Genomic DNA, 26,674 nt, shown 5'->3' with positions numbered 1-26,674 from the left:
CGCTCGACCCCGTTCGGCTGGCGCACGAGGACATCTGCTGGCTGGAGAGCGAGCGCGGCCGCGGCCGTCAGATTGCCGCCGGGGTCGCGCGGGCGACCGCGGAGTGGGTGCTGATTCTTCACGCCGATACGCGCCTGGCGGCCGGCTGGCGGGGGGAAGTGACCGCGGTCGCTTCCGGGGCGTCTTACCACTGGGGCTGTTTCCGCCTGCGGCTCGACAGCCCGGCGTGGCAGGCTCGGCTCATCGAGCAGGTCGTCGGCCTGCGCGTGCGGCTGTTCCGGTTGCCCTACGGCGACCAGGCGATGTTCGTGCGGCAGAGGACGCTGGAGGCGGTGGGCGGGGTCCCGCCCCTGCCGTTGATGGAAGATGTGGCGCTGGCGCGGCGACTCGGCCGGGTCGGGCCGCCGTTCAGGTCGGGCGTGGCCGCGGTGACGTCGGCCCGCCGCTGGGAGCGGGACGGCTGGTGGGGCCGCAGCGCCCGCAACGTGTGGTTGTTGACCAGGTACATGCTGGGCGTGCCGCCGGAGCGGCTGGCCGCGGCCTACGACGGAACCAAGACATGCTGATTCGCACGACGCCGACCATTCCGACCCGCGAGATCACCGACGAACGGCTCTACCTCGACCGCCGCGCCTTCCTGCGCGCGTCGGTGGGCGTGGCCGCCGGGGGTGTGGCCGGGGCGTTGCTGCCGACCGACGAGGCGTTCGCGCAAGCCGCGATCCCGAACGTGAAGAAGAGCAACCTCAGCACCACCGGGGAGAAGCTCAACGCGTTCGAGGACATCACCAGCTACAACAACTTCTACGAGTTCGGCACCGACAAGGGCGACCCGAAGGCCAACAGCGGCCGCTTCAAGCCGACGCCGTGGACCGTGAAGATCGACGGCGAGGTGGGCAAGCCCGGCGACTACACGCTCGAAGACCTGCTGAAGCGGTTCCCCCTCGAAGAGCGTGTCTACCGGTTGCGGTGCGTCGAGGCGTGGTCGATGGTCATCCCGTGGGTCGGGTTCCCGCTCGGCGACCTGCTCAAGGTGGTGGAGCCGACCTCGAAGGCGCGCTTCGTCGAGTTCACCACCGTGCAGCGTCCTGCGGAGATGCCTGGACTGCGCTACCCCGTCCTCGAGTGGCCCTATCGCGAAGGGTTGCGCCTCGACGAGGCACAGCACCCGCTGACGCTGATGGCGGTCGGCCTGTATGGCAAGACGCTGCTCAATCAGAACGGCGCGCCCCTGCGCCTCGTGGTGCCGTGGAAGTACGGCTTCAAGAGCATCAAGTCGATCGCCCGCATCCGGCTCACGGAGAAGCAGCCGCAGACGTCGTGGAACATGTCGGCGGCCCAGGAGTACGGCTTCTATTCGAACGTCAATCCGCAGGTGGATCATCCGCGGTGGAGCCAGGCCAAGGAACGCCGCATCGGCGAGTTCCTGCGTCGCGATACCTTGATGCTGAACGGCTACGCCGATCAGGTCGCGGCGCTGTACAAGGGCATGGACCTGAAGAAGAACTACTGAACGAGTCAAAATTCGAAATTCAGAATGACGGGCAACTCGTGGGTAGGGCCGGCTCTCCGAGCCGGCCGTGTCGATCATCCCAGGCCTCGCTGACGGCCCGTTCGGAGAACGGGCCCTACCCTCACGACTTGTGCCCTCCATGACCCCACGTCAGGCCAAACCGATCATCTGGGTGTTGTGTCTGGCGCCGCTGGCCTGGCTGATGTATCGCGCGGTCTTCGGCGGACTCAGCCCGAATCCCATCGACGACATCACCGACGAGACCGGGCAGTGGGCCCTGCGCCTGCTGCTCGTCAGCCTTGCCGTGACGCCGATCCGGCGGATCACCGGGTGGAGCGGCATCATCCAGTGGCGGCGGCTGCTCGGGCTGTTCGCGTTCTTCTACGTGTGCCTGCACCTGAGCACGTACGTGGTGCTCGACCAGTTCTTCGACCCGCGGGCCATCCTGGCCGACATCGCCAAGCGCCGCTACATCACGGTGGGGTTCGCCGGGTTCGTGATCCTGCTGGCGCTGGCGATCACGTCGACGACCGGCTGGATCCGGCGACTCGGTCGACGCTGGCAGCACCTGCATCGCCTGGTGTACCTGGCGGCCGTGTGCGGCGTGGTGCACTTGCTGTGGATCGTCAAGGGCGACGACCTGCGCGAGCCGGCGGCGTACGGCGGCGTGCTCGCGGTGCTGCTCGCCATCCGCGTCTACTACTGGGTCAGATAGCGGCGTGGGGTTGGTGGCGGCGTTGGGTAGGTAGCGGCGTTGGGTAGGGACCGCTCTCCGAGCGGTCCGTGATCCGGCCGGCTCGGAGAGCCGGCCCTACCCGGTGCCCGCTACCCGGTGCCCGCTACCCGGTGCCCGCTACCCGGTGCCCGGTGCCCGATTCCCGGTTTCCGATTCCCGGTTTCCGATTCCCGTGCCCGTTCGCCGTTTCCGGTCGCCGGCGCCTAGGGGCAACTGGACTGGCCGGCGGGGCAGCGCGGGAACATCGTCAACAGCTTGCGATAGACGGCCTCGGCCATTTCGTCGTAGCCGGTCTGGCTGGGATGCAGGCCGTCCGGGCCCATCTGCGCAGACACGCGTTCGCGGCTCACGGCCTGCTCGACCGCAAGGGCGTCCAGGAGGTTGTTGTACTCGGTGACCTTCTCGGGGAACGTCGCCGGCTGTCCGGTCACCTCGTCGTTGCCGTACGGACCGAACAGCGTCAGCAGCACCTGCAGGCCCTTGCTCTTGGCGTCGACGACCATGGCGCGCATGCCGCTCCGCACGCTGGACGGTGTGACGGCGTTGTTCAGGTCGTTGACGCCCTCGAGCAGCACCTCGACGTCGTGCGGCGTGAAGTAGTCCCCCGGATCGGGCGAGATCGGGAAGAAGCAGTTGGCCTGCCCGGCGGTGCAGCGGGCTGATCGCGCGATGCCTCCGGGACTGCCGTTGAAGCCGGGCACCGTAACCCACTCGCCAGGCCAGCCCGCGTTGGTGACGAGGGCATAGCTGCCGAACTGCGGCGTGTCCTCCAGGGACGACTTCATGCCGCGCGGGTACGGCCGCGCCGTCTGCGTCGACACCTTCTGCCCCGCGACGTAGAAGGTGCTCGTGCCCCACGTGAGGCTGTCGCCGAACGCCAGCACGCTGAAATACCGTGTGAAGCTCGGGGCCTTCAGGAAGCGGCCCTGCGCGGACACGGTCACGGCCACCGGACCGGCGCTGCCGAAGCCGGTCTGCGGGGTGCGCGTCGGTACGGTGAAGGTGATCGCGGCCGGGCCGATGCTGCTCGGCGTCACCGGCACGCCGCCGAACGTCACCGTGGCGGCGCCGCCGAAGTTCTCCCCGGTGATGGTCACCACCGTGCCGCCCGTCAGGCGGCCGGAGGTGGGAGTCATCCCCGTGATCTTGACGTCGGCCGGCAGTTGCGCCGGCACGGCGATCGCTCCGCTCCACGGGGTGCCGGCATTGGCGTGCCCACCGACGAACGTGCTCCAGTACATCGCGCGCTCGGCGACGAAGGTCTCGCCGCCGACGCTTTCCAGGAAGCAGGCGAACCGACGCCCCTGCAGCAGCGCGAACTTCGTGTTGGTGTCGGCGTCCGGCCCGGCCCCAGGCGTCGGCCAGATGTTCGCCCGGGCATTGGCCGCCACCGCCGCGGTGGTGGTGAAGCCGGTGCCGTCCTCGGTGACGAACGTGGCGCGCACCTGGATGCCGCTCGTGTTCGGGTTCACGAGCAGGAAGAAGCTGTCGAAGGCAACGCCGGACGCATCGTCGCCCTGCCGGCCCTCGGCAAAGGCCCACCGGGCTTCGGGCTGGCGAATGCCGGCGACGACATGCCCTTCCTTCCACGGGAACGACGGCGTGGTCGGATCGGCGGCCGAGGGCGTGCCCCAGTACATCGCGCGTTCCGCGACGATCGGGATCGTGCTCTCGAGCCGCACCGAGAAGGCCGTGGCCGGCAGGAGCAGCGCGCCCGCCGAGTCCTTCTCCTGATCGGTCCAGATGTTGAAGCGGCTGCGCGGCAGCACGGTGTACGTGCGGGTGACCGGCGCGCCCGTGTCGCGGAAGAACGTCGCGGTGACCGTGGCCGGCTGGTCGTTGTCGTTGCCCACGAGCAGGAAGGTCTCGAAGGCGATCGTCGCGTTGCCGCCGGTGAAGCCCTCTGCGAAGAACCAGGTCGTGCGTCCGTCGGTGACACCGAGGGCGTCGTGACCGCTGCGGAAGCTGTCGAAGTACATCGCGCGCTCGGCGACCACCGGTGCGCTGCTCTCGACGACGGTCGAGAAGCCCTGACCGGCCAGGTCGGCGCGGCTGCTGGGCCACAGCGTGGCGCGGTTGCCAGGCGCCACCGACACCGTCTCGGACACGCTCGTGCCGTTCCCCCGCAGGTACCGCGCCGTGACCGAGGCCGCCGTCGTGCCGGGGTTGGCGATCAGGACGAAGGTCTCGAAGACACCGGCTGCGCCCTCGGCCAGGATCCAGCGCGTGGCCGGTGCCGTGACGCCACTCGCCCCGGTGCCACCGGCGTACGGCGTGCCGGTCAGCGGAAAGAACATCGACCGCTCGACAACGATGTCGGCCGGGGTCGTGGAGCCCTGGATGGCGGCGGAGATACGGGCGGACGTGGCGCCGTTCAGACCCGGGAAGTCGCGCCGGATGTTGACCGTGAGTCGGCCCGTGCCCGGCAGGGTGAAGGTCTTCTCGAGCACCGCGCCAGGAGCGATCACCGCGTCAGGCGCGGGCAGCAGCGTGACGGTGACGCCCAGCGCGGTGGCCGACGGATTGCCGACGAGGATGTCCTCGTCGAAGGTCCCGTTGCTCGCCCCTTCGGCGAGGAACCACGTGCTGGCCGCCTGACCGAAGGCAGGCGCCACCGCGCTGCCACAGAGCAGGAGCGCGAGCACGGACCGGACGACGAAGGAACGGGGCGTCATGACACAGGCGGCCGGGAGCGCGCCGAGTCGAAACGACAAGCGTAACGCGCGAGCCGCTCGACCGCCAAATGTCTGGCGGTGACGGCCCGTTCGGAGAACGGGCCCTACCCATCGAAGCCGCCTATCCACTCAGCGGATGACGCTGCGGATGGCGCCGAACGCGATGCCGGCCATCGTGTCGTAGCCGTCCTGCGTCGGGTGGACGTTGTCGCTCCCGATCTCGACGCTGGTGCCGAAGTCCACGCGCAGGAACTGCTCTTGGCCCGCCATGGTCCGGATGGCGTCCCACATGTCCGAGCGCATGACGTGGATGCGGCCCATCAGCACCGTCGCTCCTGAGTCCCTGGCAATGCGTCCCATGTTGCGCAGCGCGGTCACCGCCGTGGGGACGTTGCCGCCCGCGTTGAGGTCGTTGAAGCCCTCGAGGATGATGACGACGTCGAACTTCTTGGCCGCCACCAGGCCGGGCATGCGGCCGAGCCCGCTGCTCGTATTGCCGGAGCAGCCATTGATGGATGCGCATTCACCCGAGTACCCCTCGTTGTCGACGTCGGCGTTGCTGCCGAACCGCGGGTCGGCGCGCAGCAAGGCTTCGAGGCCCTCGGGATACGGCGGATCCGCGAACGTGTAGATCTGCGTCGGCTGGGTCGCCGGCGGCACGGGGGGGATGCGCTCGACGAGCTGCCCTTCGGTGAAGCTGTCGCCGATCGTCATCACCCGGAACACGCGCGAGATGTTGCCCACCGTCAGCGTCTGGCCCGCTGTCGTCAAGCGGATGCGGCTCGCGGCGAGGGTGCCGAACCCGGTGGCCGCGGTGCGCAGCGGCGCCGTCGCCGTGATCGAGGTACTGCTGAACGCGGTGACCACGGCGGGAAGGCCGTCCACGGTGACCTCGGGCGTGCCCGAGAAGCCCGACCCGGTGATGGTGATCGCCTCCCCGCCACTGAGCCGCATCTGTGTCGGCGTGAACCCGCTGATGTTCACCGAGGTGGGCGGCCGCGACGGCGTCGCGATCGTGCCGGTCCACGGCGTGCCCATGTTGACGTGGCCGCTCGCGAAGTCGGTGAACAGGTACATCGCGCGTTCGGCGACGAAGGTCTCGCCGCCGGTGCTTTCGAGGAACGTCGCGAAGCGCCGGTTGGCGAGGGGCCCGAACACTGTTGGTGCGACCGCCGGCGACGGCCAGATGTTGGACCGCCCCTTGGCGGGAATCGTCACCGTGGACGTCAGGCCGCCGCCGTCCTCGGTCATGAACGTGGCCGTCACTGTGACCGGCGCCGTGCCAGGGTTGGACAGCAGGAAGAACGTGCTGTAGGGCCGGCCCGCGGCGTCTTCGCCCTCGCGACCTTCGGCGAAGGCCCACTTGGCCGCGAGCACCGGCGACCCGGCGGTCGCATGGCCCTCACGCCACGGGAACGTCGGCGTCGTCGGGTCCGCGGCCGACGGCGTGCCCCAGTACATCGCGCGCTCGGCGACGATGGGCTGCGTGGCCGAGACCGTCATGCCGAACGAGGCCGCCTTCAGGCGTGCGTCCGCGGTGCGACCTTCCTGGTCGACCCACACCGTCAGGCGCTGGTTCGGCGCCAGGGTGTAGGGCCGTGTCACCGTCTGCCCCGAATCGAGCTGGAAGGTCACGGTGGCGGTGGTGGCGCTCGCGTTGGTGTTGGCGAGCAGCAGGAAGGTCTCGAACGCCGTCTGCGCGTTGCCGCCGGTGAAGCCTTCGGCGAAGTACCAGTCCTCGCTGGTCTCGGGCACGCCGAGGGCGTCGTGGCCACTGCGCGCGAAGCCGCTGCCGGTGGGGGAGGGGTCGAAGTACATGGCCCGCTCCGCCACGATCGGCTTGCCCGCCTCGAGACTCTCGACCACGGTCGAGAACTCCGCCGATCCGAGCTGCGTCGGATAGTCGTTCTGCGGCCAGAACGTGGTGCGGCTGTTGGCCGGCAGCATGGCGTCGAAGCTGATCACGTCGCCGGTGCTCTTGAGGTACTGCACGCGGACACTCGTGGGCGTCCCGTTGGGGTTGGCCACCAGGATGAAGGTGCTGAACGCACCGCTGGCCCCCTCGGCCAGGATCCAGCGCGGCGCGGCCTGTGTGACGCCGCTCGCGTTGTGCGCGCCGACGCGCGTGCCGTCCGGGAAGTACATCGATCGTTCGACGACGATGTCGGCCGGCGTGGTGGAGTTGTTGACCACGGCCGAGACCTCGGCCGACGCCGCGCCGTTGAGGCCGGGGAACTCCTGCGCCACGCGCACCGTGAGGCGGCTGGCGGCGCCGAGCGGGAACGTCTTCGTCAGCACGGCGCCGGGGGCGATCACCGCCGACGGGTCGGGCAGGAGACGGACGGTGACCGAGAGCGCTGACGTGCCCGGGTTGGCGACGAGGATCTCCTGGTCGAGGACGGCGTTGCTGGCGCCCTCGGCCAGGAACCAGCGCGAGGCGTCCTGGGCGTGCGCGGGCAGCGAGGCCAGCAGCAGGACGCCGAGCATGGTGACGAGACCTGCGAGACGGATGGAGGAACGAGACATGTCGTGCTTACCTGACGCGGGCGTAGAGGACGATGTCGCCGCGCCGTTCGATGATGCGCCACCGTCCCGAGGCCTCGATCAGGTCGAGGGCCTCCTGGCGCTGACTGCCGTACTCGACCAGGTGCAGCACCACGTAGCGCACGCCGGCGTGGTCGAGCTCGTCGAAACTGGCAGCCCTGAAGGGAAAGTACCAGAGGATGTCGGCCCGGCGCCGATAGGACGCGGGCGTGAACCCGCTGTAGCCGTTGAGCAGCGGCTTCCAGTGGGCGGTGGACGCCAGCATGTAGTTGGCGTTGCGCGGAATGTCGATCGGGCGCCACCAGAACGGCATCTCGACCACGACGCCGTCGGGCAACCCGGCCAGCGTCGTGTAGATGGGTGACGGCGTGCCTGCCGGCACGAACGGGACGGGCCCGCGAAAGGCCTCGGCATTGACGGCGACCAGTGCAACGACCGACGCGGTTGTGGCCACCCGGGGCCAGCGGCGCGACACGGCGGCCACCCCGTACGCCGCCAGCACCGCCAGGCCGCTCAGGAACAGCACGCCGAACCGTGACGCCGCGCGCACGCCGCTCGCGAACGGCACCCCGGCATAGAAGACCGTGTAGACGGGCGTGGCCGGCCCGAACGAGAGCACGAGCCCGACGACGACCAACCCGAGCGCGATGCGCACCCGTCCATCGCGCAGGTGTTCGTGCCACAGGACCAGGCCCGCCAGCGCCAGCAGCGTGGCCACCACGCCGGGGAACAGCGAGTCCTTCGGTTCGCCCGTCTGATAGATGCCACGGGCCCAGCGCTCGTGCACGCGTGCGGGTGTCGCCAGGTACGCCGTGCCATTGGCCGACATCGCCGCGACGAGATCGAGCGACCGCACGAAACCGTGCGTGGCCTGCATCTCGCGATAGGCGCGCAGCACGGGCAGCACCGGGAGGGCCATGACCAGGGCGCCCGCGAGGCTGGCCGCGATGAGGGGCCGCCAGGGCGCCTGCCACAACTCCCGCCAGCGCACGGCCACGACGATCAGTCCACAGACGATGCCGAAGATGGCGAGGTAGCCAGACGTCAGGGCGAGGATGGCGGTGGCGACGCCGACCAGCAGCCCGTGCCAGAGGCGACGCGCGTCAGGCCGGCACAGGCCGTCGAGTCCCACCAGCAGCAACGGCAGGCCATAGGCGTGAATGGCCTGGATGTGTCCCATGCTCACGAGCGAGTGCGCGTTGAACGCGAACAGGCTCCCGGCGACGAGCGAGGCACCGAAGTGCCCCGTCCAGCGCCAGGCGAGCCACTGCATCGCCCAGGCCGACAGCAGATAGCCCAGGAGCAGCGAGAGGTTGTAGGTGAGTTCCGGACTCGCGCCGAGGGCGCGCACCGGCACCGACAGCAGGCCCGGCACGATGACGGGATCCGAGAAGGCGACCGTGTTGCGCTCGGGATGGAAGATGTTGCCCGAGAGCACCTGCGACGGCGCGGTCACCAGCGCATGGGCCACCCAGGCCAGGGCCCACGTGTTGAGCACCGTGTCCTTGTTGTCGTTGCGGCTGAGGGTGCCCGGCGCCGACGCCAGCGGCCACGTGTGCAGCACGGCCAGCGCGGCGCAGAGGAGCAGCGCAGCGAGGGCTCGTGCGCCCACGTGGCGGGAAGCGTCGATCACGGATGCGTATGGTAAGTCGAGAATTGGGTAGGGCCGGCTCTCGGAGAGCCGGCCCTACCCGTCTCACGGGCCCTACCCACTACGGGTTGCGCGGGCACCCCTGGCCCGGCTTGTCGTTGCGGGCGTCGCACGGCTGCAGCGGGAACTCGCGGGCGAGTTTCTCGAAGATCAGCTGCGCCATGCGGTCGTAGCCCGTCTGCGTCGGGAAGTTGCCCGACGTCTGGACGTCGAACAGCGACTGCCGGTAGATCTCGACGTTGAGCGACCGGTCTTCCGTCACAGCCCAGAGCGCGTCACCCAGCGCCTTGATCTGACCGCTGTCGAGCCCGCCGACCGAGACGTTCTCGAACTTGGTCATGATGATCACGATCTTCCGGTCGCGCGCGCGGGCCACCATGTCGCGGTAGACGAAGCCCACACTGGCCGGCGCCACGCCGGCGCGGATGTCGTTGACGCCTTCGACGAAGACGACCGTGTCGAACGTGTTGGCGCTGTCGGCATTGGCCGTGGCATCGGCGAGCGACGGGAAGCGGGCCACGCCGGCGGTGCCGGTGCACAGCCCACCGGTGGCGGAGGCACACTCACCGACCACGCCGCCGTTGGTCACGCTGACGTACTGCCCGAACTGCAGGACTGTCGTGCCCGTGGACACCCCGGTCGCGGGGTTGAGCAGGCCCTTCTGGTAGTTCTGGAGCGACGTCTGCAGGCGCGCCGGCCATGGCGTGGCTGCACGTCCGCCGGCGACCGACCCGAAGACGTAGTCGTCGCCGAAGGCGAGCACGTTGAGCTTGAACGTGTAGCCGTTGGCCAACGTGGTCGCCGTCGTGTCCGGATTCAGCACCCGTACCGTCGTCGGTCCCGCTGTCTGGTAGCCGTTGGAGAAGTCACGCGCCGGGGTCTTCGCGGTAATGGTGGTGCCATCGGGCGAGACGACGACGTCGGTGGCCTGGTCGACATCGGCCAGCCGGGTGTTGGCGTTGCGGTCGGCCGTCCAGGCGGGGTTGTCGAAGAACACCCGCGCGCCCTGCTGGAAGCCGGCGCCCGTGATCGTGATGGTCTGACCGCCGCCCATGCGCCCGCTCGACGGCGAGACGCTGGCGATGGCGAAGGCCGGCGCGACCGGCGGCGTGGCGATGGTGCCGGTCCAGGGCGTGCCATTGTTGACGTGGCCGGCCAGGAACGCCGCGCCCGAGTACACGGCGCGCTCGGCGACGAACGGCGTGCCCGCGGTGGCGGCGCAGGCCGGGTCGGCACTGCCGACGGCCTCGAGGAAGGTGGCGAAGCGCTGGCCCGACAACTCGGCATAGCTCTGCGCCCAGATGTTGGTGCGCGAGTTCGGCGCCACGCAGATCGTGCGGACGATGCCCGTGCCGTCTTCACGCACGAAGGTGGCCTGCACCTGCACGGGGACGGTGTTGGGATTGGCGAGCAGGAAGAACGTGTCGTAGCGCGTCGCGGCCGCGCCGAAGGTGCCCTGCTGGCCCTCGGCGAAGGCCCAGCGGGCCTGCCCGGACGGCACGCCGGCCGTGGCATGGCCTTCGGTCCACGGGAAGGTCGGCGAGGTCGCGTCGGCGGCCGACGGTGTGCCCCAGTACATGGCGCGCTCGGCGACGATCGGCTGGGTCGCGGTCACGCGGACGCCGAAGGCGGCGGCCCGCAGACGCTGATCGAAGTCGCGGCCTTCCTGGTCGACCCACACCGTGAAGCGCTGCCGCGGCCCGAGCGTGTAGGAGCGGCTGACGACGGCGCCGCTGTCGAGCAGGTAGTCGACGGTGGCGACGGTCTCGGTGGCGTTGGTGTTGGCCAGCAGCAGGTACGTTTCGAAGGCCGTCGTGGCGTTGCCGCCGGTGAAGCCTTCGGCGAACAGCCAGGTCGTGCTGGGGCTGGTCACGCCGAGCGCGTCGTGGCCGCTGCGGAACGCATCGAAGTACATCGCGCGTTCGGCGATGACGGCGTTGCCGCCCGTCAGCGACTCGATCTGGGTGGAGAAGTCGGCGGTGGCCAGCGCGGCATGCTCGCCGCGCGGGTAGAAGGTCAGGCGCGCGTTGGCCGGGGCCTCCTGCGTCGTCACGAACGACTGGCCCGTCCCGGTCAGGTACGTGGCCCGGACCATCGTCGGCGTCGGGTTGGGGTTGGCCACCAGCACGAAGGTCTCGAAGACGCCGCCGGAGCCCTCGGCGAGCGTCCAGGTCGACGAGAGCCCGGCCTGCGTGACGCCGCTGGCGTTGTGCGAGCCCGGCTGCGCCGCGCCCTGGAAGTACATCGTCCGCTCGACGACCACGTCGGCCGGCGTCGTGCCGTCGCTCGCGAGGACGGCGCTGACCCGGGCTGAGGCGCTGCCGTTCAACTGGAAGTCGGCGCCGAGGCGCACCGTCAGCCGCGCGGTGGCGGCCAGCGGGAAGGTCCTGGTGAGGGTCGGCGCGATCGCATCGGCCTGCGGCAGCAGCGTGACCGTGACGGTGACGGGCTGCGCGCTCGGATTGCCGACGAGGATCTCCTGCGCAAAGGTCGCGTTGTTGGCGCCTTCGGCCAGGAACCAGGTGGACGCCCCTTGCGCGGTCACGTGAGAGGCGGTGGCGACGAGTGCGAGGGCCGCCAGGGCCGCTCCACGAATCCAGGACATGCGAATACCTCCAGCGCCGCGCGGGTCCGGCCATCGGTGCCCGGCGAGCCCCGCGATTATAGGAGAAATACGGAGAAAAGGCTGCGCGTTCCGATTTACGTCGAGCTTAATCACGGCCGTAGCGACGGGCACACTCGAGGTTGCTCGCCGCGATCACGCTTCTGTGGCTGGCTCGACAGAAGTGTCAGTCGAGGCCGTTGTGCGGCTCGCCGTGGGCGGTTCTCGACGCGCGATCGGCCGGCCGTTATTGGGCGAATGAGACGGCAAGGGGGTTGCACTGCCGAGGTCCGGTATGTGGTCGCTCCCCAGGATGTCTCGTGCCCGTCACTTCGGCTCCCACCTGCTGGCGTCGGCCGCGGTGCTGGCACTTGGCTCGACCGAGAGTCGGGCGGCGACGCTCAGGGCGCGGACCGACGCCCAGGAGATCGCGGCGGCCGACCGCATCGTGCGTGGTCGGGTCGAGTCGGTCCGCTCGGAGCGACGGGCGGGCAGCGGCGTCATCGAGACCATCGCGCGCCTGCGGGTCATCGACGACTACGCCGGTGGATCCGATCGGGTGATCGACGTCCGTGAACTCGGCGGCACGGTGGGCGACACGACCCTGCACATTCCCGGCGCGGCGCAGTTCCTCGTCGGCGACGACATCGTGGCGCTCGTCGAGCAGACCTCCAGTGGCTGGCGCCCCTCGGCGATGAGCCGCTCCGTGTACGGCGTCCGCGAGACGGCGGCTGGTCCCGAGTTGCTGCGGCAGCAGACGGGCGAGCTCGTGGTCGGGCCGGCGGGTCCGTCGCGGCGCTCGCTCGCCGGCTTCACCGAGGCGGTGCGCGCTGTGCGTGGGCGTGGGCCGGTGCGCCTGTCGAATCCAGACGCCGCCGGACCTGTGGCCGACGCGCCCGGCACCGCGACGCCGATCGTCGAGTCCTTCAAGCTGCTGGGCAACATGCGCTGGCATGAGGCCGACACCGGCACGCCCGTGCTCTGGTATCTCAACACCGTGACCGCGTCGCCGCTGGATTCGGGGAGCGGCGAGAGCGAGATCACGCAGGCGCTGAGCGGCTGGACGAATCCGTCTGGCGCCTCCATCGTGCTTTCCTACGGCGGCACGCGGCTCGTGGCCGCGGCGCAGACCCTGAACTGCGGCGCCGTGCCCGGCGGCGGGTTGATCACCTACGAGGATCCCGACAACGACATCACCACCAGCGGGGTCATCGCCATCGGCGGCGCCTGCTCGAGCGGCGTCACCCGCACCGTCAACGGGACCGCGTTCTCGAAGATCACCTACGGCTTCGTCATCTTCACCACGAGGGCCGAGATGCCGCAGTTGTCGCAGTCGCTGTTTCTCGGGCGCGTCGCCGAGCACGAGGTCGGCCACGCCATCGGCCTCGGCCACACGCAGACCGACGGCACGGTGGCGAGCGCGACGAGCAACATCATGTATCCGTCGTGCTGTGGGTCGTCGACGCCCGTGCCTCCCGCCATCGGCCCCGACGATCTCGCCGGTCTGCAGTTCATCTATCCGGTCGAAGGCGGCGGATCCGGCGCATGCACCTACGACGTGACGCCCACCTCGCGTGCGGTCACGAGCGGCGGCGGCGCCGTGCTGCCCTTCACGGTGAACACGGGCAGTGCCTGCACGTGGTCGATCACGGGGGGCGCGTCCTGGCTCACCCTCGGTGGTCCCGCCACGCGGACCGGATCCGGCACCGTGAGCTTCACGGCTGCGGCCAACAGCGGCACGGCGCGCAGCGCCGCGATCACCATCGCCACGCGGGCCGTCACGGTGCAGCAGGACGCGGCGCCGGCCTCCCGGCCCCTCGACTCCGACAACGACGGTCTGCCTGATGCGTGGGAACTGCAGGCCGGGTTGAATCCGGCCTCCGCGTCCGGGGCCGACGGCGCCACCGGCGATCCGGACGGCGACGGACTCACCAATCTGCAGGAGTACCTGGCGCACCTGCATCCGGTGGGGCGCGTGCAGCGCTATCTCGCCGAGGGCGTCCAGAGCGACTTCTTCTCGACGCGCCTCGCGCTGCTCAATCCGAGCACGACCACGACGGCCAACATTCAGGTCCGGTTCGCCGGTCCGCCCGATGCCACGGGGGCCGTCGCCACTCGCGAGCACTGGGTCACGCTGGCGCCGCGCCGTCGCGCCACCGTCGACGCGGGCACCGTCGCCGGAGTCGTGGGATCGTTTGCCACCACCATCGAAGCCAACTCCCTCGTCGTCGCCGATCGCACGGTGTCCTGGGACGGCACGGGCTACGGCAGCCACGCGGAGTCGGCCACCGAGGCGCCGCGTACCACGTGGTACTTCGCCGAAGGCGCCACGATGGGGGGCTTCAACACGTTCTACCTGCTGCTGAATCCGGGAACGAGCCCGGCCGACGTGACGCTGACCTACCTGCGCGCGGGGCGAGCGCCACGGACCAAGACCTACGTCGTGCCCGCGGGCGCGCGACAGACCGTGTGGGTGGACACCGAGCGCTGGACCGACGGCGATTCGCTCGAGGCCGCCGAGGTGTCGGCCCGCATCGATGCGACGGCGCCGATCATCGCCGAACGCGCCATGTACCTCGATCGCAACGGCCAGGTCTTCACGGCCGGCCACGACAGCGTCGCCCTGCCGGCGCCGGCGGCGCGCTGGTTGCTCGCCGAAGGCGCCACCGGCGCGTACTTCGATCTCTTCATCCTGCTCGCCAACCCGTCCTCGCAGGCGGCCGACGTGCGGCTCCGCTTCCTGCTCGGCGACGGCACGGTCATCGAGCATCGCGAGACGGTGCCGGCCCAGGCGCGCGGCACGGTGTGGGTCGACGCCCTCGGCCTCGACGCCGCGCTGATCGCGCAGAATCCGGACTACGCCCGGCTGGCCAACGCGGCGGTGTCGACCGACGTCGTCGTGGACAACGGGGTCGGCATCCTCGTCGAGCGGTCGATGTGGTGGCCCGGAGACTCGACGACGTGGAGCGAGGCGCACAACAGCGGCGGCGTCACGGCGTCGGCCACGCGCTGGGCCCTGGCCGAAGGCGAGGTCGGCGGCACGCGCAACACGAAGACGTACGTGCTCGTCAGCAACCCGACCTCGAGCACGGCGACCATCACCGTCACCATGATCTCGGAGACGCAGGCGCCGGAGAGCCAGACCTACACCGTCGCTCCGAACAGCCGCTTCAACATCGCCCTGGGCGAGACCGGGTTCTTCCCCACCGCCGTCGGTCGTCGCGTTGGTCTGCTGGTCGAAAGCACGGGCGTGCCCGTCGTGGTCGAACGCGCGATGTACGCCGATGCGGGTGGGCAGGCGTGGGCCGCCGGCACCAATGCCGTCGCCACGAAGCTGCCGTAGGGGCGTCACGCGTCACGCGTCGACCTGAAGGTCGACGCCTACAGTCGTCCGCGGAGCGGTCGCGCCCCCTCAGCGCCTCGCCACAGCCGTCGCTGAAGCTGCCGGCCCCGGAAATCGTAGCTGCCGGCCCCGGAAATCGTAGCTGCCGGACTTGTCCGGCAGTCTGCGACACCCTGATCATCACTGACCGTCGGACGAAGTCCGACGGCTACACCTCACCCGCGCTACACCTCACCCGCGCGGCGCCTCACCCCCGTGAGACGAGGCCGCGGGCCAGCGTCAGCAGCATGTCGATCGCCACGTCGTTGTGGCCGCCCTGCGGCACGATGATGTCGGCGTAGCGCTTGCTCGGCTCGACGAACTCCAGGTGCATCGGCTTGACGGTGCCGAGGTACTGGTCGATCACCGACGGCACCGTGCGGCCGCGCTCGCTGATGTCGCGCTGCAGGCGCCGGATGAACCGCGTGTCGTCGTCGGCATCGACGAAGACCTTGACGTCCATCAGCGCGCGCAGGGCGGCATCGGCAAAGATCAGGATGCCCTCGACGATGATGGCGGCACGCGGCTGGATGATGTCGCGGGCCTCGAGGCGGTTGTGGCGCGCGAAGTCGTACTGCGGGGCGTGCACGACGTGGCCGGCGCGCAGCGCCTTGACGTGCTCGACCATCATTTCGGTCTCGAGCGAGTCCGGGTGATCGTAGTTGAGGGCCGCGCGCTCCTCGAGGCGGAGGTCGCTGCGGTCCCGGTAGTAGCGGTCGTGCTCGAGCACCGACACCTGGTCGTCGCCGAGCGACGACGTCAGGCGTCGCACCACCGTGGTCTTGCCCGACCCCGAGCCCCCTGCAATCCCGATGATGACGGGAGCCGTTCGCGTATCGCTCATGCGAGGGATCGTACCCAGAAATGCAGAACACCGCGTACACGCTGCCGCGCCGGCCCCGTACCGCCGCGGGGACCCGGCCACCCCCGCCTCGCGAGGAGCGCGTCAGCCATCACGCGTTGACCAGTGGCGTGTGCGCACTCGTCCTGGCGCTGGCCGCCCCCGCGCAGGCGACCTGGTCGATCGTTGCCGTCGATCCGCGCACGCGTGAGGTCGGCAGTGCGGGAGCCTCCTGCACGCCATACGTCGCGGGGATCGTCGCGCTCGTGCCCGGGCACGGCGTGATCGTCGCGCAGGCCAGGTCCAACGCGGCGGCGCGACGGCGAGGCGCCGAGTTGCTTCGACGTGGCGGGGCACCCGGCGCGACGGTGGCTGCCATCAGTCATCCCTCGTTCGACGCGCGCTTCGAGGAGCAGCAGTACGGCGTGGCGTCCCTCGACTTCTTCGAGCGACCGTCGGCATTCACCGGGACCAGCACACAGGCGGCGGCCGGCCAGCGACTGGCGCCCGGCGTGGCCGTGCAGGGCAATATGCTCACGGGACTGGACGTGCTCACGGCGACCATGCGCGCGTTCCAGCAGGCCGCGGGGCGCCCGCTCGCGAAGCGGTTGCTGCGGGCGCTCGAGGCCGGCGCGGCGACAGGCGGCGACCGTCGCTGCGGCGCGCAGACCGCGCAATCGGCGTACCTGGTCGTGGCGCGCCCCGGCAACGCGCCGGGCCGGCCGGCCGTCTCGCATGTGATCGCCGCACAGCGCAAGGGCGGCCCCAATCCGGTCCACCTGCTGCGACGGGTCGTCCTGAACGATTGACCTCTGCGGCCCCGCGTGGGACGCGAACACGCGTGAGCGCCTGCGGGCGCGGGTGCGCGACCCGCGTGGCGCTGCCGACGTTCTCGGTGCCGTCAAGGACCACGCGTGGCCCTGCAAAGCGTGAGGCGAGTGTCCCCATGCTTTGGCCATACCGAACTCGTTTCGCAACGAGTTCGAGTGGCACCGCCGGGGCCTCGCAGCCCCGACCTGACGTGCCCCGCGCGTCATTCTGAACGTTGAAGTGCGGAGGCTCGGAGCCGGCCCGCTGCGGAGCGTGGCGGGGGCGGGCCCGCGCGGAGCGTGGCGGTGAGCGCCCCGCGCTTCATTCTGAATCTTGAATGCTGAATTGCTAGTGGAACCGCTCCTGCCCGGTCCGCATGCGGTCGGTCAGTTCGGTGCAGAACGTGTGCAGGTCGGCGGGCGAGAAGGCGAGGCGCGCGAGGACGTCGCCCTCGATCGGGCCGTCGATCTCGGCGATCAGCGGACCGAAGCCGGCGAGCTTGGCGATGCCGTTGGAGAGGTGCACGACGTCGCAGATGGTGCTCTGGGCCGCCGACGGCGAGTGGTGATGCGTGATCGCGGCAGCGACGCGCTCCGAGAGCCCCCAGTGCCGGGCCACGTAGCCCCCCAGCTCGCCGTGATCCATGCCGAGCACCTGACGCTCGGCGTCGATGCGCGACAGCACGCCACCGGTCCAGGCCTGCCGCAGCGCCGTCAGCGTCGCGTCGTCCATGGCCTCGTCCAGGACGATCTTGCCGACGTCGTGGAGCAGGGACGCGGTGACGGTCTCGGGCGGGATGGGGGAGCGCGAGCGGCGGGTGACGATTTCGGTGGCGAGCGCGCACGCGACGGCGTGCTGCCAGAGGCGCCCGGGCTGGAGGTCGAAGGCGGGCAGCGGCCGCAGCAGTTTCGGGCGAACGCCCTCGGCGATGGCCAGCGAGAGCGCCGTGCCGACCCCGATGCGCATGAGCGCCTCGCGGATGGTGTTGACCGACGGCAGGTGGGCCGTCCAGGCCGAGTTGGCGAAGCGCAGCACGCGGGCCGTCAGCGCCAGGTCGAGGCGGACGGCTTCTTCGACGTCGCGAATCATCCACTCGGTCTGGCTGAGCAGACTGACCAGCCGGGTGGCGGTGGCGGGGAGCGGTTCGAGCGCGTCGGCCTGCCGAAGCAGGCGCTCACGCGTGAGTGGGGCAGGCGAGCGAGGGTCTGGGGCCACCATCGTGTTGATGATATCGGCGGATGGGCTCCATTTCTGCAGTCGGGGTGTTCAAAAGGTGGCCACGATGGCGGCGGCGGCCACCGTGTCCGCGCGGGTGAACCCCGGCACCGGTTCGTTGCGGTAGTTGATCTCGTGCGACAGCTTCAGCGCGAGCATGGCGTTGAGGGCTGCCTGCAGGGCCGCGACGTGGGTGAGGCGCCAGTCGCTGGTCCGATCCACGTCGGTTTTCAGGGAGGCATCGTTGGAGAAGCGGTTGCGCCGGCTGAACTCCCAGCGGTGTCGCAATCCCATGTCGAAGGTGCCGACATAGCGCCCGCGCCCCACCGTCCGATCCTCGCCGATGTATCCGAAGCCCGAGTCGAACGACAGCTGCTGAGGCTGCCCCTGGACGATGATGGCGGTGACCCCGGCGGCGCCGTCGACGCTGTTGTCGATACCGGCGAAGGTGTTGCGCAGGTAGGTGCCGCGCGCGAACAGTTCGGCGCGGTCGCCGATCTTGCGCGCCCCGCGCACCTGGCTCGTGAGACGACGGGCGCGCACGGTGCCGTCGGTGCGCGTGCGCAGGAAATTGACGCGGGCTTCGAGCCTCCACAGCCCGGGGGAGAGGATGGCCTCGGCACCGGTCCCGATGGTCGTGGTACTGGCGGTGCCCCCGGTCGAGACGTAGGACAGCTCCGCCTTGCCCTTCAGCAGTTCGGGCGTCTTCGCCGGCGCCGCGGCGGGTCTGGCCGTGGCCACCACCGGTGGGGCCGGGGCGGCAGGCGGATCGAGTACGGGCGAGACGATCGCGGACGCCGGCAACATGGCGACATCCACCACCGCCGGCAGGGGCGGCGCGACGAGCGGCGCCGGACCCTGCAGCAGGGCCAGGAGGATCCAGACAGGTTCGAGCATGGGCGTGACGCGGAAGCGGACGATCTTCCGTGCGTCAGTGTACCCCGTGGGATGCCCACCTTTTGGTAGCTCAGCCGCGGCCACTCCGGCGGCGGTCCTGCCCGATCGGCCACGAATTCTGCCTGCTCGGGGAATTCTGGCGCCAGCTTGACGCGCACTTCGTCATACTGCCGGCGCTGAAAGTGGACGTGTCTCCGGCCGGGTGACCGGTCGTGCCCAGATCACGATCAAGAGGACAAAGATGCCGCACAAGCCCATCAAGTACGTCGAGAAGGGGTTGACCTACGTCGCCAAGGGCGCGTGGGTGGTGTTCGACGCGCTGAACTCCATCAACCGGAACCCCGGCTTCGTGCCGAAGTGGTCGGACAAGCCGCTCCAGAAGTCCTGGGAGAAGGTCAAGCCGCCCCTGGGCTGGCCGCGCGAGACCGACTCGCTCTGCCCGACCTGCGTGCGCGAGGCGCGGCAGGAGATTCTCGACGGCAAGCGGGACGTGTCCGTGCTGCTCAACGAGAAGGTCGGCGAGATCAAGGCGACCATCATCGAGCGCGACGGCAAGATCCTGATGGTCAAGGACTGCCCGATCCACGGCCACTTCGAGGACGTGATGGCCATGGACCCGGCCTTCTTCAAGCACCTCGAGGACTCGTACCCGGGCAGCGACATCCGCGCCCACAACGACGAGACCCTGCACAACCACGGCAGCAGCACCATCAAGTACGGTCGCGGCGCGGTGCTGACGATCGACCTGACCAACCGCTGCAACATGATGTGCGACCCGTGCTTCATGGACGCCAATCAGGTCGGCTTCGTCCACGAACTGAGCTGGGAAGACATCAAGACGCTGCTCGACAACGCCATCACCATCAAGCCGCGCCGCCAGATGTCGGTGCAGTTCTCCGGTGGTGAGCCGACGCTGTCGCCGTACTTCCTCGACGCGGTCCGTTACGCCAAGAAGGTCGGCTACAACTCGGTGCAGGCGGCCACCAACGGCATCGAGTTCGCCAAGAGCCCCGAGTTCGCCCGTGCGGCGGCCGAGGCCGGCCTCCGCTATGCCTATCTCCAGTTCGATGGCATCGGCAACGCGGCCAACTCGCACCGCCTGGTCGGCAACCTGTTCGACGTCAAGCTGCGGGCCATCGAGAACCTCTGGGCCAACGGCGTCGACATCGTCCCCGTGACGACCATCGTCAACGGTGTCAACAACGAGCAGGTGGGGCGCATCATCAAGTTCGCCCTCGACAACCCGCGCAAGATCAGCTTCCTGTCGTTCCAGCCGGTGTCGTTCACCGGTCGCGACGAGGAGGTGACCGACGAGCGCCGCGCGGCGCAGCGCTACACGCTGTCGCACCTGGCGCACGACGTGAAGAACCAGGTGCAGATCGGCGAGCCGACGCGTGACTGGTTCCCGATCTCGTTCATGGGCACCTTCACCGACTGGGCCGACCTCGTGAAGGGGCCGCAGCAGGAGTGGGGCAACCTCGCGTGCGGCTGCCACCCCAACTGCGGTGTCGGCATGGCCGTGATGGTCGACAAGGAAACGAAGGAGGCCGTTCCGGTCACCGCGTTCCTGCACGGCCAGCAGCTCGCCAAGGACCTGCAGCGCGTCAACGACGCGGCCCGGGGCAAGCGGATGTCCCTGTGGGGCATGTCGCTCGCGCTTGCGAAGAACTACGACCCGTTCATGGCGCCGACGCACTTCAAGCTCATGGACCTGATCAAGAAGTTCGACAAGACCTTCGGCGCCACGGGCAAGAACTACGGCCGCGTCGATGGCCAGCGCACGCTCGAGGACGTCGAGAAGCGCCGGCAGGACCGCTGGAACTTCCTGTTCATCGCCGGCATGTGGTTCCAGGACCTGTTCAACTACGACTTCCGCCGTACCGAGCGCTGCATCATCCCGTACGCGACGCAGCAGGGCGAGATCAGCTTCTGCGCGTACAACACGGGCATCGGCTGGCGGAACATCATCGAGAAGATGCACATGACGGCCACCCTCACCAAGTGGTACGAGGAGCACGGCCGTCACGAGATCTTCGCCGGTGGCAAGAAGGTCAACCTCGGCACCGCCGAGCACACCCTGGTGCTCGACGCCGACGCCGTGTCGGCGGCGCGCCAGACCGATCTCGAGGACGCCGGCGTGGCCAAGACGGCGCGCGAAGAGAAGCTGCGGGCGCGTGACGAGATGAAGAAGAAGGCCGAGAACGACCGCATGGCGGCGCTCTACCGCCAGCACGTGCTCAAGGAGCCGGCCCCCGAGATGGCCACGGGTCTGCAGATCCAGGGCCTGAAGAAGACGGCACCCAAGCCGGAGCCGACGGTGAACTGAGCGGGAAGTGCAGAAGTTCAGAATTTCAGGAATTGCGGAGTGTCACGTCGCGACCTGTTCGCCCCGTGGCCGTGCGACTGAAATGATGAATGTCTGAAATTCTGCAAGTGGTTCGCGACACGGGCGCGGGGAGCTTCGGCTCCTCGCGCCCGTTGTCGTTGAAGCCACGCCACCATGCCCCTCCCGTGCCCATCCGTCGTGTGACACTTGCAGGATGAGGTCCCTGGCGCGGCGCGGGAGCGGGGATGCGCGGCTCCGCGCTGTGCTCGTTGTGCTCGTGGGGCTTGGCCTGGTCGCTGGTCCGCAGGCCGAGGAGCCGCCTCGGCTGCGGGACGTGCTGGCGCGCGCCGGCGAGGCGGCCGAGCAGTTCGGCGTCGCCCTGCAGGGAGTGGTCGCCCGCGAGACCTACCGGCAGACCGTCCGGCCCTGGACTGGCCAGCCGTTCGAGGCGCAGGTCGACGGCCCGGTCCTCGAGACGCGACGGCTCGTCTCATCGCTCCTCCTCGTGCACGACGCCGCGACGCCCTGGCAACTGCACCGCGACGTCGTCACCGTGGACGACGTGCCGGTGGCGGACCGGCAGGATCGCCTGTCGGCGTTGTTCGCCGGACGGAGCGGCGATCCCCGGCAGCGCCTGCGCGAGATCACCGAGGAGAGCGCCCGCTACAACCTCGGCCACGTCACGCGCACCATCAACATCCCGACCTTCCCGCTGCTGGTGATGCATCCCACGCACCGCGAGCGGTTCCGCTTCAGCGATGGCGGCCGCTCGCGCGAGGCCGAGGTCGACGTGCGCCGCGTCGCGTTCCGGGAGAAGGGGCGGCCCCGGCTCGTGCGCGGTGAGCGCGGGCGTGACGTCGAGTTGCGCGGCCTGCTGGTGATCGACGAACGCACCGGCGAACTCGTCCGCGCCACCGTGACGCCACACGCCGGCCTCTTGCGGTCCGCGCTCGAGGTGTCGTTCGCGCGCGTCGCGGGCCTGTCCCGTCGCGTGCCGGTCCGCCTGCGGGAGTGGTACTGGGTCGACGATGTCCCGGAGCGCGACCGCTACGTCGAGGGCGACGCCACCTACGACGAGTTCCGCCGCTACACCACGGAGGTCAGCGCGCCGGTCGTCAGGTGAGCAGACTCATGCGGGTCATGCGGACATGCGGGCATGTCGAAGGCCGAAGCCCGGTGACCGGAGCCCGGTGACCGGTGACCGCGGAGCCGGGTGCCCGATCCCCGTCATAGCGCGCACATGTCAGGGAACACGGATTGATTCCGCCCGAGGGCCAACGCATCATGGCCGCTCCCCGGCGCCCTCGTGAATGCGCGGCCGGGAGGAGGAAGTTGCACATGTCCGGTCCGCTCGCCATCGGTAGTCTCGCCCCTGATTTCGACGCCCTCACGACCGACGGGCCCATCCGGTTCCACGACTGGCTGGGCGATGCCTGGGGCGTGCTCTTCTCGCACCCCAAGGACTTCACCCCGGTCTGCACGACGGAACTCGGCACCGTGGCGAAACTCAAGCCCGAGTTCGACAAGCGTGGCGTCAAGGTGATCGGCCTCAGCGTGGACCCGATCGACAGGCACGCCGCCTGGGCGCAGGACATCGCCGAGACGCAGGGGACGGCGCCGAACTTCCCGATGATCGGCGACCCGGATCTGACGGTCTCCAAGCTCTACGGCATGCTCCCGGCCGATGCCGGCGAGTCGTGCGAGGGCCGCACCGCGGTCGACAACCAGACCGTGCGCAACGTCTACATCATCGGTCCCGACAAGAAGGTCAAGCTGCTGCTCTGCTATCCGATGACGGCGGGCCGCAACTTCGACGAGATTCTTCGCGTCATCGACTCGCTGCAACTCACCGCCGCCCATCGCGTGGCCACGCCAGCGGACTGGAAGCCGGGCGAGGAGGTCATCATCGTGACGGCGGTGTCCGACGAGGAAGCCAAGGGGATCTACCCCAACGGCTGGCGTGCGGAGAAGCCGTACCTGCGCTACGTGCCCCAGCCGGGCACCTAGGAGGGCGGCAGCCGGGTGTAGTCTCTTCGGCATCATGATTCGACGGCTCGGAATGGTGGTGGTCGGTCTGCTGGCCGTTGCGGTCGGCGCCGAGGCGCAGGTGGCATCGTCTCCGGCACCGCCGCCGGCCACCCTGGCCGGCCATGCGCTGGTGTGGCATGACGAGTTCGACCGGGAGGGCCTGCCCGACCCGACCAGGTGGAGCTACGACGTCGGCGGCCACGGCTGGGGCAACCAGGAGCCGCAGTTCTACACGGCGGGGCGCCGCGAGAACGCCAGGGTCGAAGGCGGCCATCTGATCATCGAGGCGCGTCGGGACGCCTGGGAAGGGGCGCCGTACACCTCGGCCCGCCTCGTCACGCGAGGCAAGGGCGACTGGACGTACGGTCGTCTCGAGATTCGCGCCCGGCTGCCGCGCGGCCGCGGGTCGTGGCCGGCCATCTGGATGCTGGCGACGACGTCCGGAGCCATGAAGTGGCCCGATGACGGCGAGATCGACATCATGGAGCACGTGGGGTTCGACCACGGCACCGTCCATGCGTCGGTCCACACGAAGGCCTATCACCACAGCATCGGCACGCAGAAGACCGCGAAGGTCACCGTTGCCGACGCGTCGGAGGCCTTCCACGTGTATTCGGTGGACTGGGATCGGGATCGCGTCGCCGTCGCGGTCGACGGTCGGACGTACTTCACGTTCGCGCGCGAGTCGGGTGACACGCGCGTGTGGCCGTTCGCCGGGCCGTTCCACCTGCTGCTCAACGTGGCGGTTGGCGGTGCCTGGGGCGGCCAGCAGGGGATCGACGAATCCAGCCTGCCGTACCGCATGACGGTGGACTACGTCCGCGTCTACCAGAAACTGCCGTAGCGCGTGGGTCAGGTCTCGAGCGGTCCGATGCGCTCGAGCCACAGCACGGGACGTTGCGCCGCGCGTGACGCCGCGACATCCACCGCGAACTGCGCCACCCAGTCGTTGAGCATGTCCGGGTCCACCAGCATCTGCTGCACCCGCCACACCGCGGCCCCCGGCGTCGCCTCGACGTGCGTGTGCTTCGTGTTGCGGGCTTCCGGGTCGAAGCGCAGGGCCTCGTGCTCGACGAGATACGTCGCCAGTTGCTCACGCAACAGGGCAGCCGTGGCCGCATCCGATGGGGCCTCGATCGCCGTCGGCGTGTCGAGGCCTGCCAGCAGACCCTCCATGTCGCCGCGCCACCACGCCTTGAGGGCGTCGAAGACGCGCGTCCGGATCGCAGCGGTGAAGGCCCGCCCATCCGCCGTGATGTCGTAGGGGACGACGGTCGGGCGCATGTCGAGGCCGGTGCGGCCGCTGCCCGCCAGCGGGACGTAGGCCGGGTCCCGCATGCGTTCCCACTCGTCGGCGAGACTGGCGTCGACGCCGCGCACCATCGTCTTCAGGTACCACTCCACCTCGACGACCTCGGCGGTCTTCGACCCGTCGGGGACCGTCTGGCTCAGCACCTTGTAGACGTTGTTCAGGTGGCGCAGCAGCAGCCCCTCGGACCGTTCGAGGTCGTACTCGAGGATGTACTCGGCGAACGACTTCCACGTCTCGAACATCTCGCGCGCAATCGACTTGGGCCGGATGTTCTCCTCGCCCACCCACGGGTGGCGGTCGGCGAACGCATTGAAGGTGTCGTAGACGAAATCGCGCAGCGGCTTCGGGTACTCGAGCCGATCAAGTTCCTCCATGCGCTGCTCGTACTCCATGCCGTCGGCCTTCATCTGGGCCACGGCCCGGTCCTTGAGGCGGTCGAGCTGCTTGCGCAGGATCACCTCGGGATTCTCCAGGATCGACTCGACGAGGGTGAGCACGTCGAGGGCGTACGTCGGCGCCTCGACGTCGAGCAGCGGCAGCGTCTCGAGCAGGTACAGCGACAGCGCCTGGTTCATCGAGAAGTCGTCCTGCAGATCGACGTTGACACGGACGCGGCTACCGTCCGGCGTCCGCGGCACGATCTCGACGATGCCGCGTGTGACCAGCGCGCGGAACAACTGCCAGCCGCGTCGACGGTGCACCGCGCGCGCCGCCTCGGGTTCGTGTGCGTCACGAATCAGCTGGCGCATGGCGCCGGCGCCATCGCCGCGCCGACCGAGCACGTTGAGCAGCATGCCGTGCGTCACCTGGAAACGTGACTGCAGCGGCTCGGCCGGGGCGCTGATCAGCCGCGTCAGCGTGTTCTGGTCCCAGTGGACGTAGTTGTGCTCGGGCGGCTTCCGCTTCACGACCTTCTTGCCGTCGCGCGCCGCCTTCTCGCTGAGCCTGAGGTTGTCGATGACGTGCTCGGGCGCCTGCACCACCACGAAGCCGACATCGTCGTAGCCCTTGCGGCCGGCGCGGCCGGCAATCTGATGGAAGTCGCGGGCGGTGAGGTGGGCGGTCTTCTGGCCGTCGTACTTGCAGAGGCGCGTGAAGACCACCGTCCGGATCGGCACGTTGATGCCGGCCCCGAGCGTGTCGGTGCCGCAGATCACCTTCAGCAGTCCGAGTTGCGCCAGCTGCTCGACGAGCACGCGGTACTTCGGCAGGAGTCCGGCGTGGTGCAGGCCGATCCCCTGGCGCAGCCACTTGCGGACGTCGGCGCCATACGGACTCGAGAAGTCGAACGTCGCGATGCGGTCGGCGATCTCGGCCTTCTGCTCGCGCGAGCAGATCTTGAGGCTGGTGAAGTCCTGCGCGCTGCTGGCGGCATCCGCCTGCGTGAAGTGGACGACGTAGGCGGGCGTCTTCCCTTCGTCGACGAGGCGCTCGATGGTGTGGGGGAGCGGCACCTCGGCGTAGTCGAACTCGAGCGGCACCGGGCGGATGGCGGACTTGATCGTCACCGTCGGGCGACCGTTGAGGTCGGTCAGGGCGCGTTCGAACGTGGTGGTGTCCCCGAGCGTCGCCGACATCAGCAGGAAGCGCGCCTGGGGCAGCGTCAGCAGCGGCACCTGCCAGGCGACGCCGCGATCCCGGTCCGAGTAGTAGTGGAACTCGTCCATCACCACGTGGTGCACGTCGGCGGCGGCCCCCTCGCGCAAGGCCATGTTGGCGAGGATTTCGGCGGTGCAGCAGAGAATCGGCGCCTCTCGATTGACGGTGGCGTCGCCGGTCGAGAGGCCGACGCACTCGGGGCCGAACTCGCGGCACAGATCCATCCAGCGCTCGTTGACGAGCGCCTTGATCGGGCAAGTGTAGACAGCGCGCTCACCGCGCGCCAGCGCCGCGAACAGCAGGGCGGACGCGACCAGCGACTTGCCCGAGCCCGTCGGGGTGTTGAGGATGACGTTCTGGCCGTCGAGCAGCGCGAGAATCGCCTCCTCCTGCGCGGGGTAGAGCGCCAGGTGCCTGCCCGACGTGTAGTCGAGGAAGCGATCGAGGAGCGTCTCGGTCGAGACGTCAGCGTGACGGGGGAGGAGGTCACCGAGCGAGGCGGGCACGCACCATTGTCTCGCGCGGCGGCGCGCGCCGCGAGGACGC

Annotated in this window: 17 protein-coding genes; 9 read left to right on the top strand and 8 right to left on the bottom strand. The window is 69.5% G+C overall.

The window, feature by feature from the left end; all coding sequences use genetic code 11:
- From Q0C41_RS17545 to Q0C41_RS17535, 3 genes are all read left to right on the top strand, one after another.
- A partial coding sequence (locus Q0C41_RS17545; RefSeq protein WP_291985772.1) for a hypothetical protein occupies positions 1–566 on the top strand: 566 nt, incomplete at its 5' end.
- A complete protein-coding gene (gene msrP / locus Q0C41_RS17540) occupies positions 560–1,510 on the top strand; it encodes a protein-methionine-sulfoxide reductase catalytic subunit MsrP (RefSeq protein WP_291985770.1) in 951 nt (316 codons plus the stop codon). The genes Q0C41_RS17545 and msrP, both read left to right, overlap by 7 nt.
- 139 nt (positions 1,511–1,649) lie before the next feature.
- A complete protein-coding gene (locus tag Q0C41_RS17535; protein ID WP_291985767.1) occupies positions 1,650–2,225 on the top strand; it encodes a sulfite oxidase heme-binding subunit YedZ in 576 nt (191 codons plus the stop codon).
- Between the two features lie 224 nt (positions 2,226–2,449).
- On the opposite strand, the gene Q0C41_RS17530 is transcribed toward Q0C41_RS17535, so the two are convergent.
- The 4 genes from Q0C41_RS17530 to Q0C41_RS17515 all read right to left on the bottom strand — a co-directional run bounded on the left by Q0C41_RS17530 (position 2,450) and on the right by Q0C41_RS17515 (position 11,721).
- Positions 2,450–4,921 carry an IPT/TIG domain-containing protein gene (locus Q0C41_RS17530; RefSeq protein WP_291985765.1) on the bottom strand — a complete coding sequence of 824 codons (2,472 nt, stop codon included), beginning with the start codon at positions 4,919–4,921 and terminating at the stop codon, positions 2,450–2,452.
- 129 nt (positions 4,922–5,050) lie between these two features.
- Positions 5,051–7,447, bottom strand: coding sequence for a GDSL-type esterase/lipase family protein (locus tag Q0C41_RS17525; protein WP_291985763.1), 2,397 nt, complete (start codon positions 7,445–7,447; stop codon positions 5,051–5,053).
- A gap of 7 nt (positions 7,448–7,454) precedes the next feature.
- On the bottom strand, positions 7,455–9,098 hold the full coding sequence (locus tag Q0C41_RS17520; protein ID WP_291985761.1) for a hypothetical protein: 1,644 nt from the start codon (positions 9,096–9,098) through the stop codon (positions 7,455–7,457).
- Positions 9,099–9,177: 79 nt separating this feature from the next.
- Positions 9,178–11,721, bottom strand: coding sequence for an IPT/TIG domain-containing protein (locus tag Q0C41_RS17515; protein WP_291985759.1), 2,544 nt, complete (start codon positions 11,719–11,721; stop codon positions 9,178–9,180).
- A 310-nt stretch (positions 11,722–12,031) separates the two neighbouring features.
- On the opposite strand from Q0C41_RS17515, the gene Q0C41_RS17510 reads away from it, so the two are divergent.
- Complete coding sequence (locus Q0C41_RS17510) at positions 12,032–15,061, top strand: BACON domain-containing carbohydrate-binding protein (protein ID WP_291985757.1); 3,030 nt, start codon at positions 12,032–12,034, stop codon at positions 15,059–15,061.
- A gap of 247 nt (positions 15,062–15,308) precedes the next feature.
- On the opposite strand, the gene udk is transcribed toward Q0C41_RS17510, so the two are convergent.
- Positions 15,309–15,944, bottom strand: coding sequence for a uridine kinase (gene udk, locus Q0C41_RS17505; protein WP_291985755.1), 636 nt, complete (start codon positions 15,942–15,944; stop codon positions 15,309–15,311).
- A 20-nt stretch (positions 15,945–15,964) separates the two neighbouring features.
- Between udk and Q0C41_RS17500 the strand changes: the two genes are divergently transcribed.
- Positions 15,965–16,750, top strand: coding sequence for a DUF1028 domain-containing protein (locus Q0C41_RS17500; protein WP_291985753.1), 786 nt, complete (start codon positions 15,965–15,967; stop codon positions 16,748–16,750).
- A 349-nt stretch (positions 16,751–17,099) separates the two neighbouring features.
- Here the strand turns inward: Q0C41_RS17500 and Q0C41_RS17495 are convergent, their stop codons facing one another.
- Complete coding sequence (locus Q0C41_RS17495) at positions 17,100–17,969, bottom strand: HDOD domain-containing protein (RefSeq protein ID WP_291985751.1); 870 nt, start codon at positions 17,967–17,969, stop codon at positions 17,100–17,102.
- Between the two features lie 48 nt (positions 17,970–18,017).
- Positions 18,018–18,863, bottom strand: coding sequence for a DUF481 domain-containing protein (locus tag Q0C41_RS17490; protein ID WP_291985749.1), 846 nt, complete (start codon positions 18,861–18,863; stop codon positions 18,018–18,020).
- A 241-nt stretch (positions 18,864–19,104) separates the two neighbouring features.
- Here Q0C41_RS17490 and Q0C41_RS17485 point away from each other — a divergent pair, with 241 nt between their 5' ends.
- From Q0C41_RS17485 to Q0C41_RS17470, 4 genes are all read left to right on the top strand, one after another.
- Positions 19,105–21,189, top strand: a complete 2,085-nt coding sequence (locus Q0C41_RS17485) for a radical SAM protein (RefSeq protein WP_291985747.1) — start codon at positions 19,105–19,107, stop codon at positions 21,187–21,189.
- A gap of 262 nt (positions 21,190–21,451) precedes the next feature.
- A complete protein-coding gene (locus Q0C41_RS17480) occupies positions 21,452–22,312 on the top strand; it encodes a hypothetical protein (RefSeq protein WP_291985745.1) in 861 nt (286 codons plus the stop codon).
- 215 nt (positions 22,313–22,527) lie between these two features.
- Complete coding sequence (locus tag Q0C41_RS17475; protein WP_291985743.1) at positions 22,528–23,196, top strand: peroxiredoxin; 669 nt, start codon at positions 22,528–22,530, stop codon at positions 23,194–23,196.
- Between the two features lie 34 nt (positions 23,197–23,230).
- Positions 23,231–24,061: a glycoside hydrolase family 16 protein gene (locus Q0C41_RS17470; protein ID WP_291985740.1), complete on the top strand. Its 831-nt coding sequence runs from the start codon at positions 23,231–23,233 to the stop codon at positions 24,059–24,061.
- An 8-nt stretch (positions 24,062–24,069) separates the two neighbouring features.
- On the opposite strand, the gene Q0C41_RS17465 is transcribed toward Q0C41_RS17470, so the two are convergent.
- The gene (locus tag Q0C41_RS17465; RefSeq protein WP_291985738.1) at positions 24,070–26,634 is read right to left on the bottom strand and encodes an RNA helicase; all 2,565 of its coding nucleotides are present in this window, start codon (positions 26,632–26,634) and stop codon (positions 24,070–24,072) included.
- Between the last annotated feature and the right edge of the window lie 40 nt (positions 26,635–26,674).

The organism is Luteitalea sp. (assembly GCF_022842525.1).
GTDB lineage: Bacteria > Acidobacteriota > Vicinamibacteria > Vicinamibacterales > Vicinamibacteraceae > Luteitalea.
The sequence above is the reverse complement of the archived record's forward strand: the minus strand, read 5'-3'. Positions and strand labels throughout refer to the sequence as shown.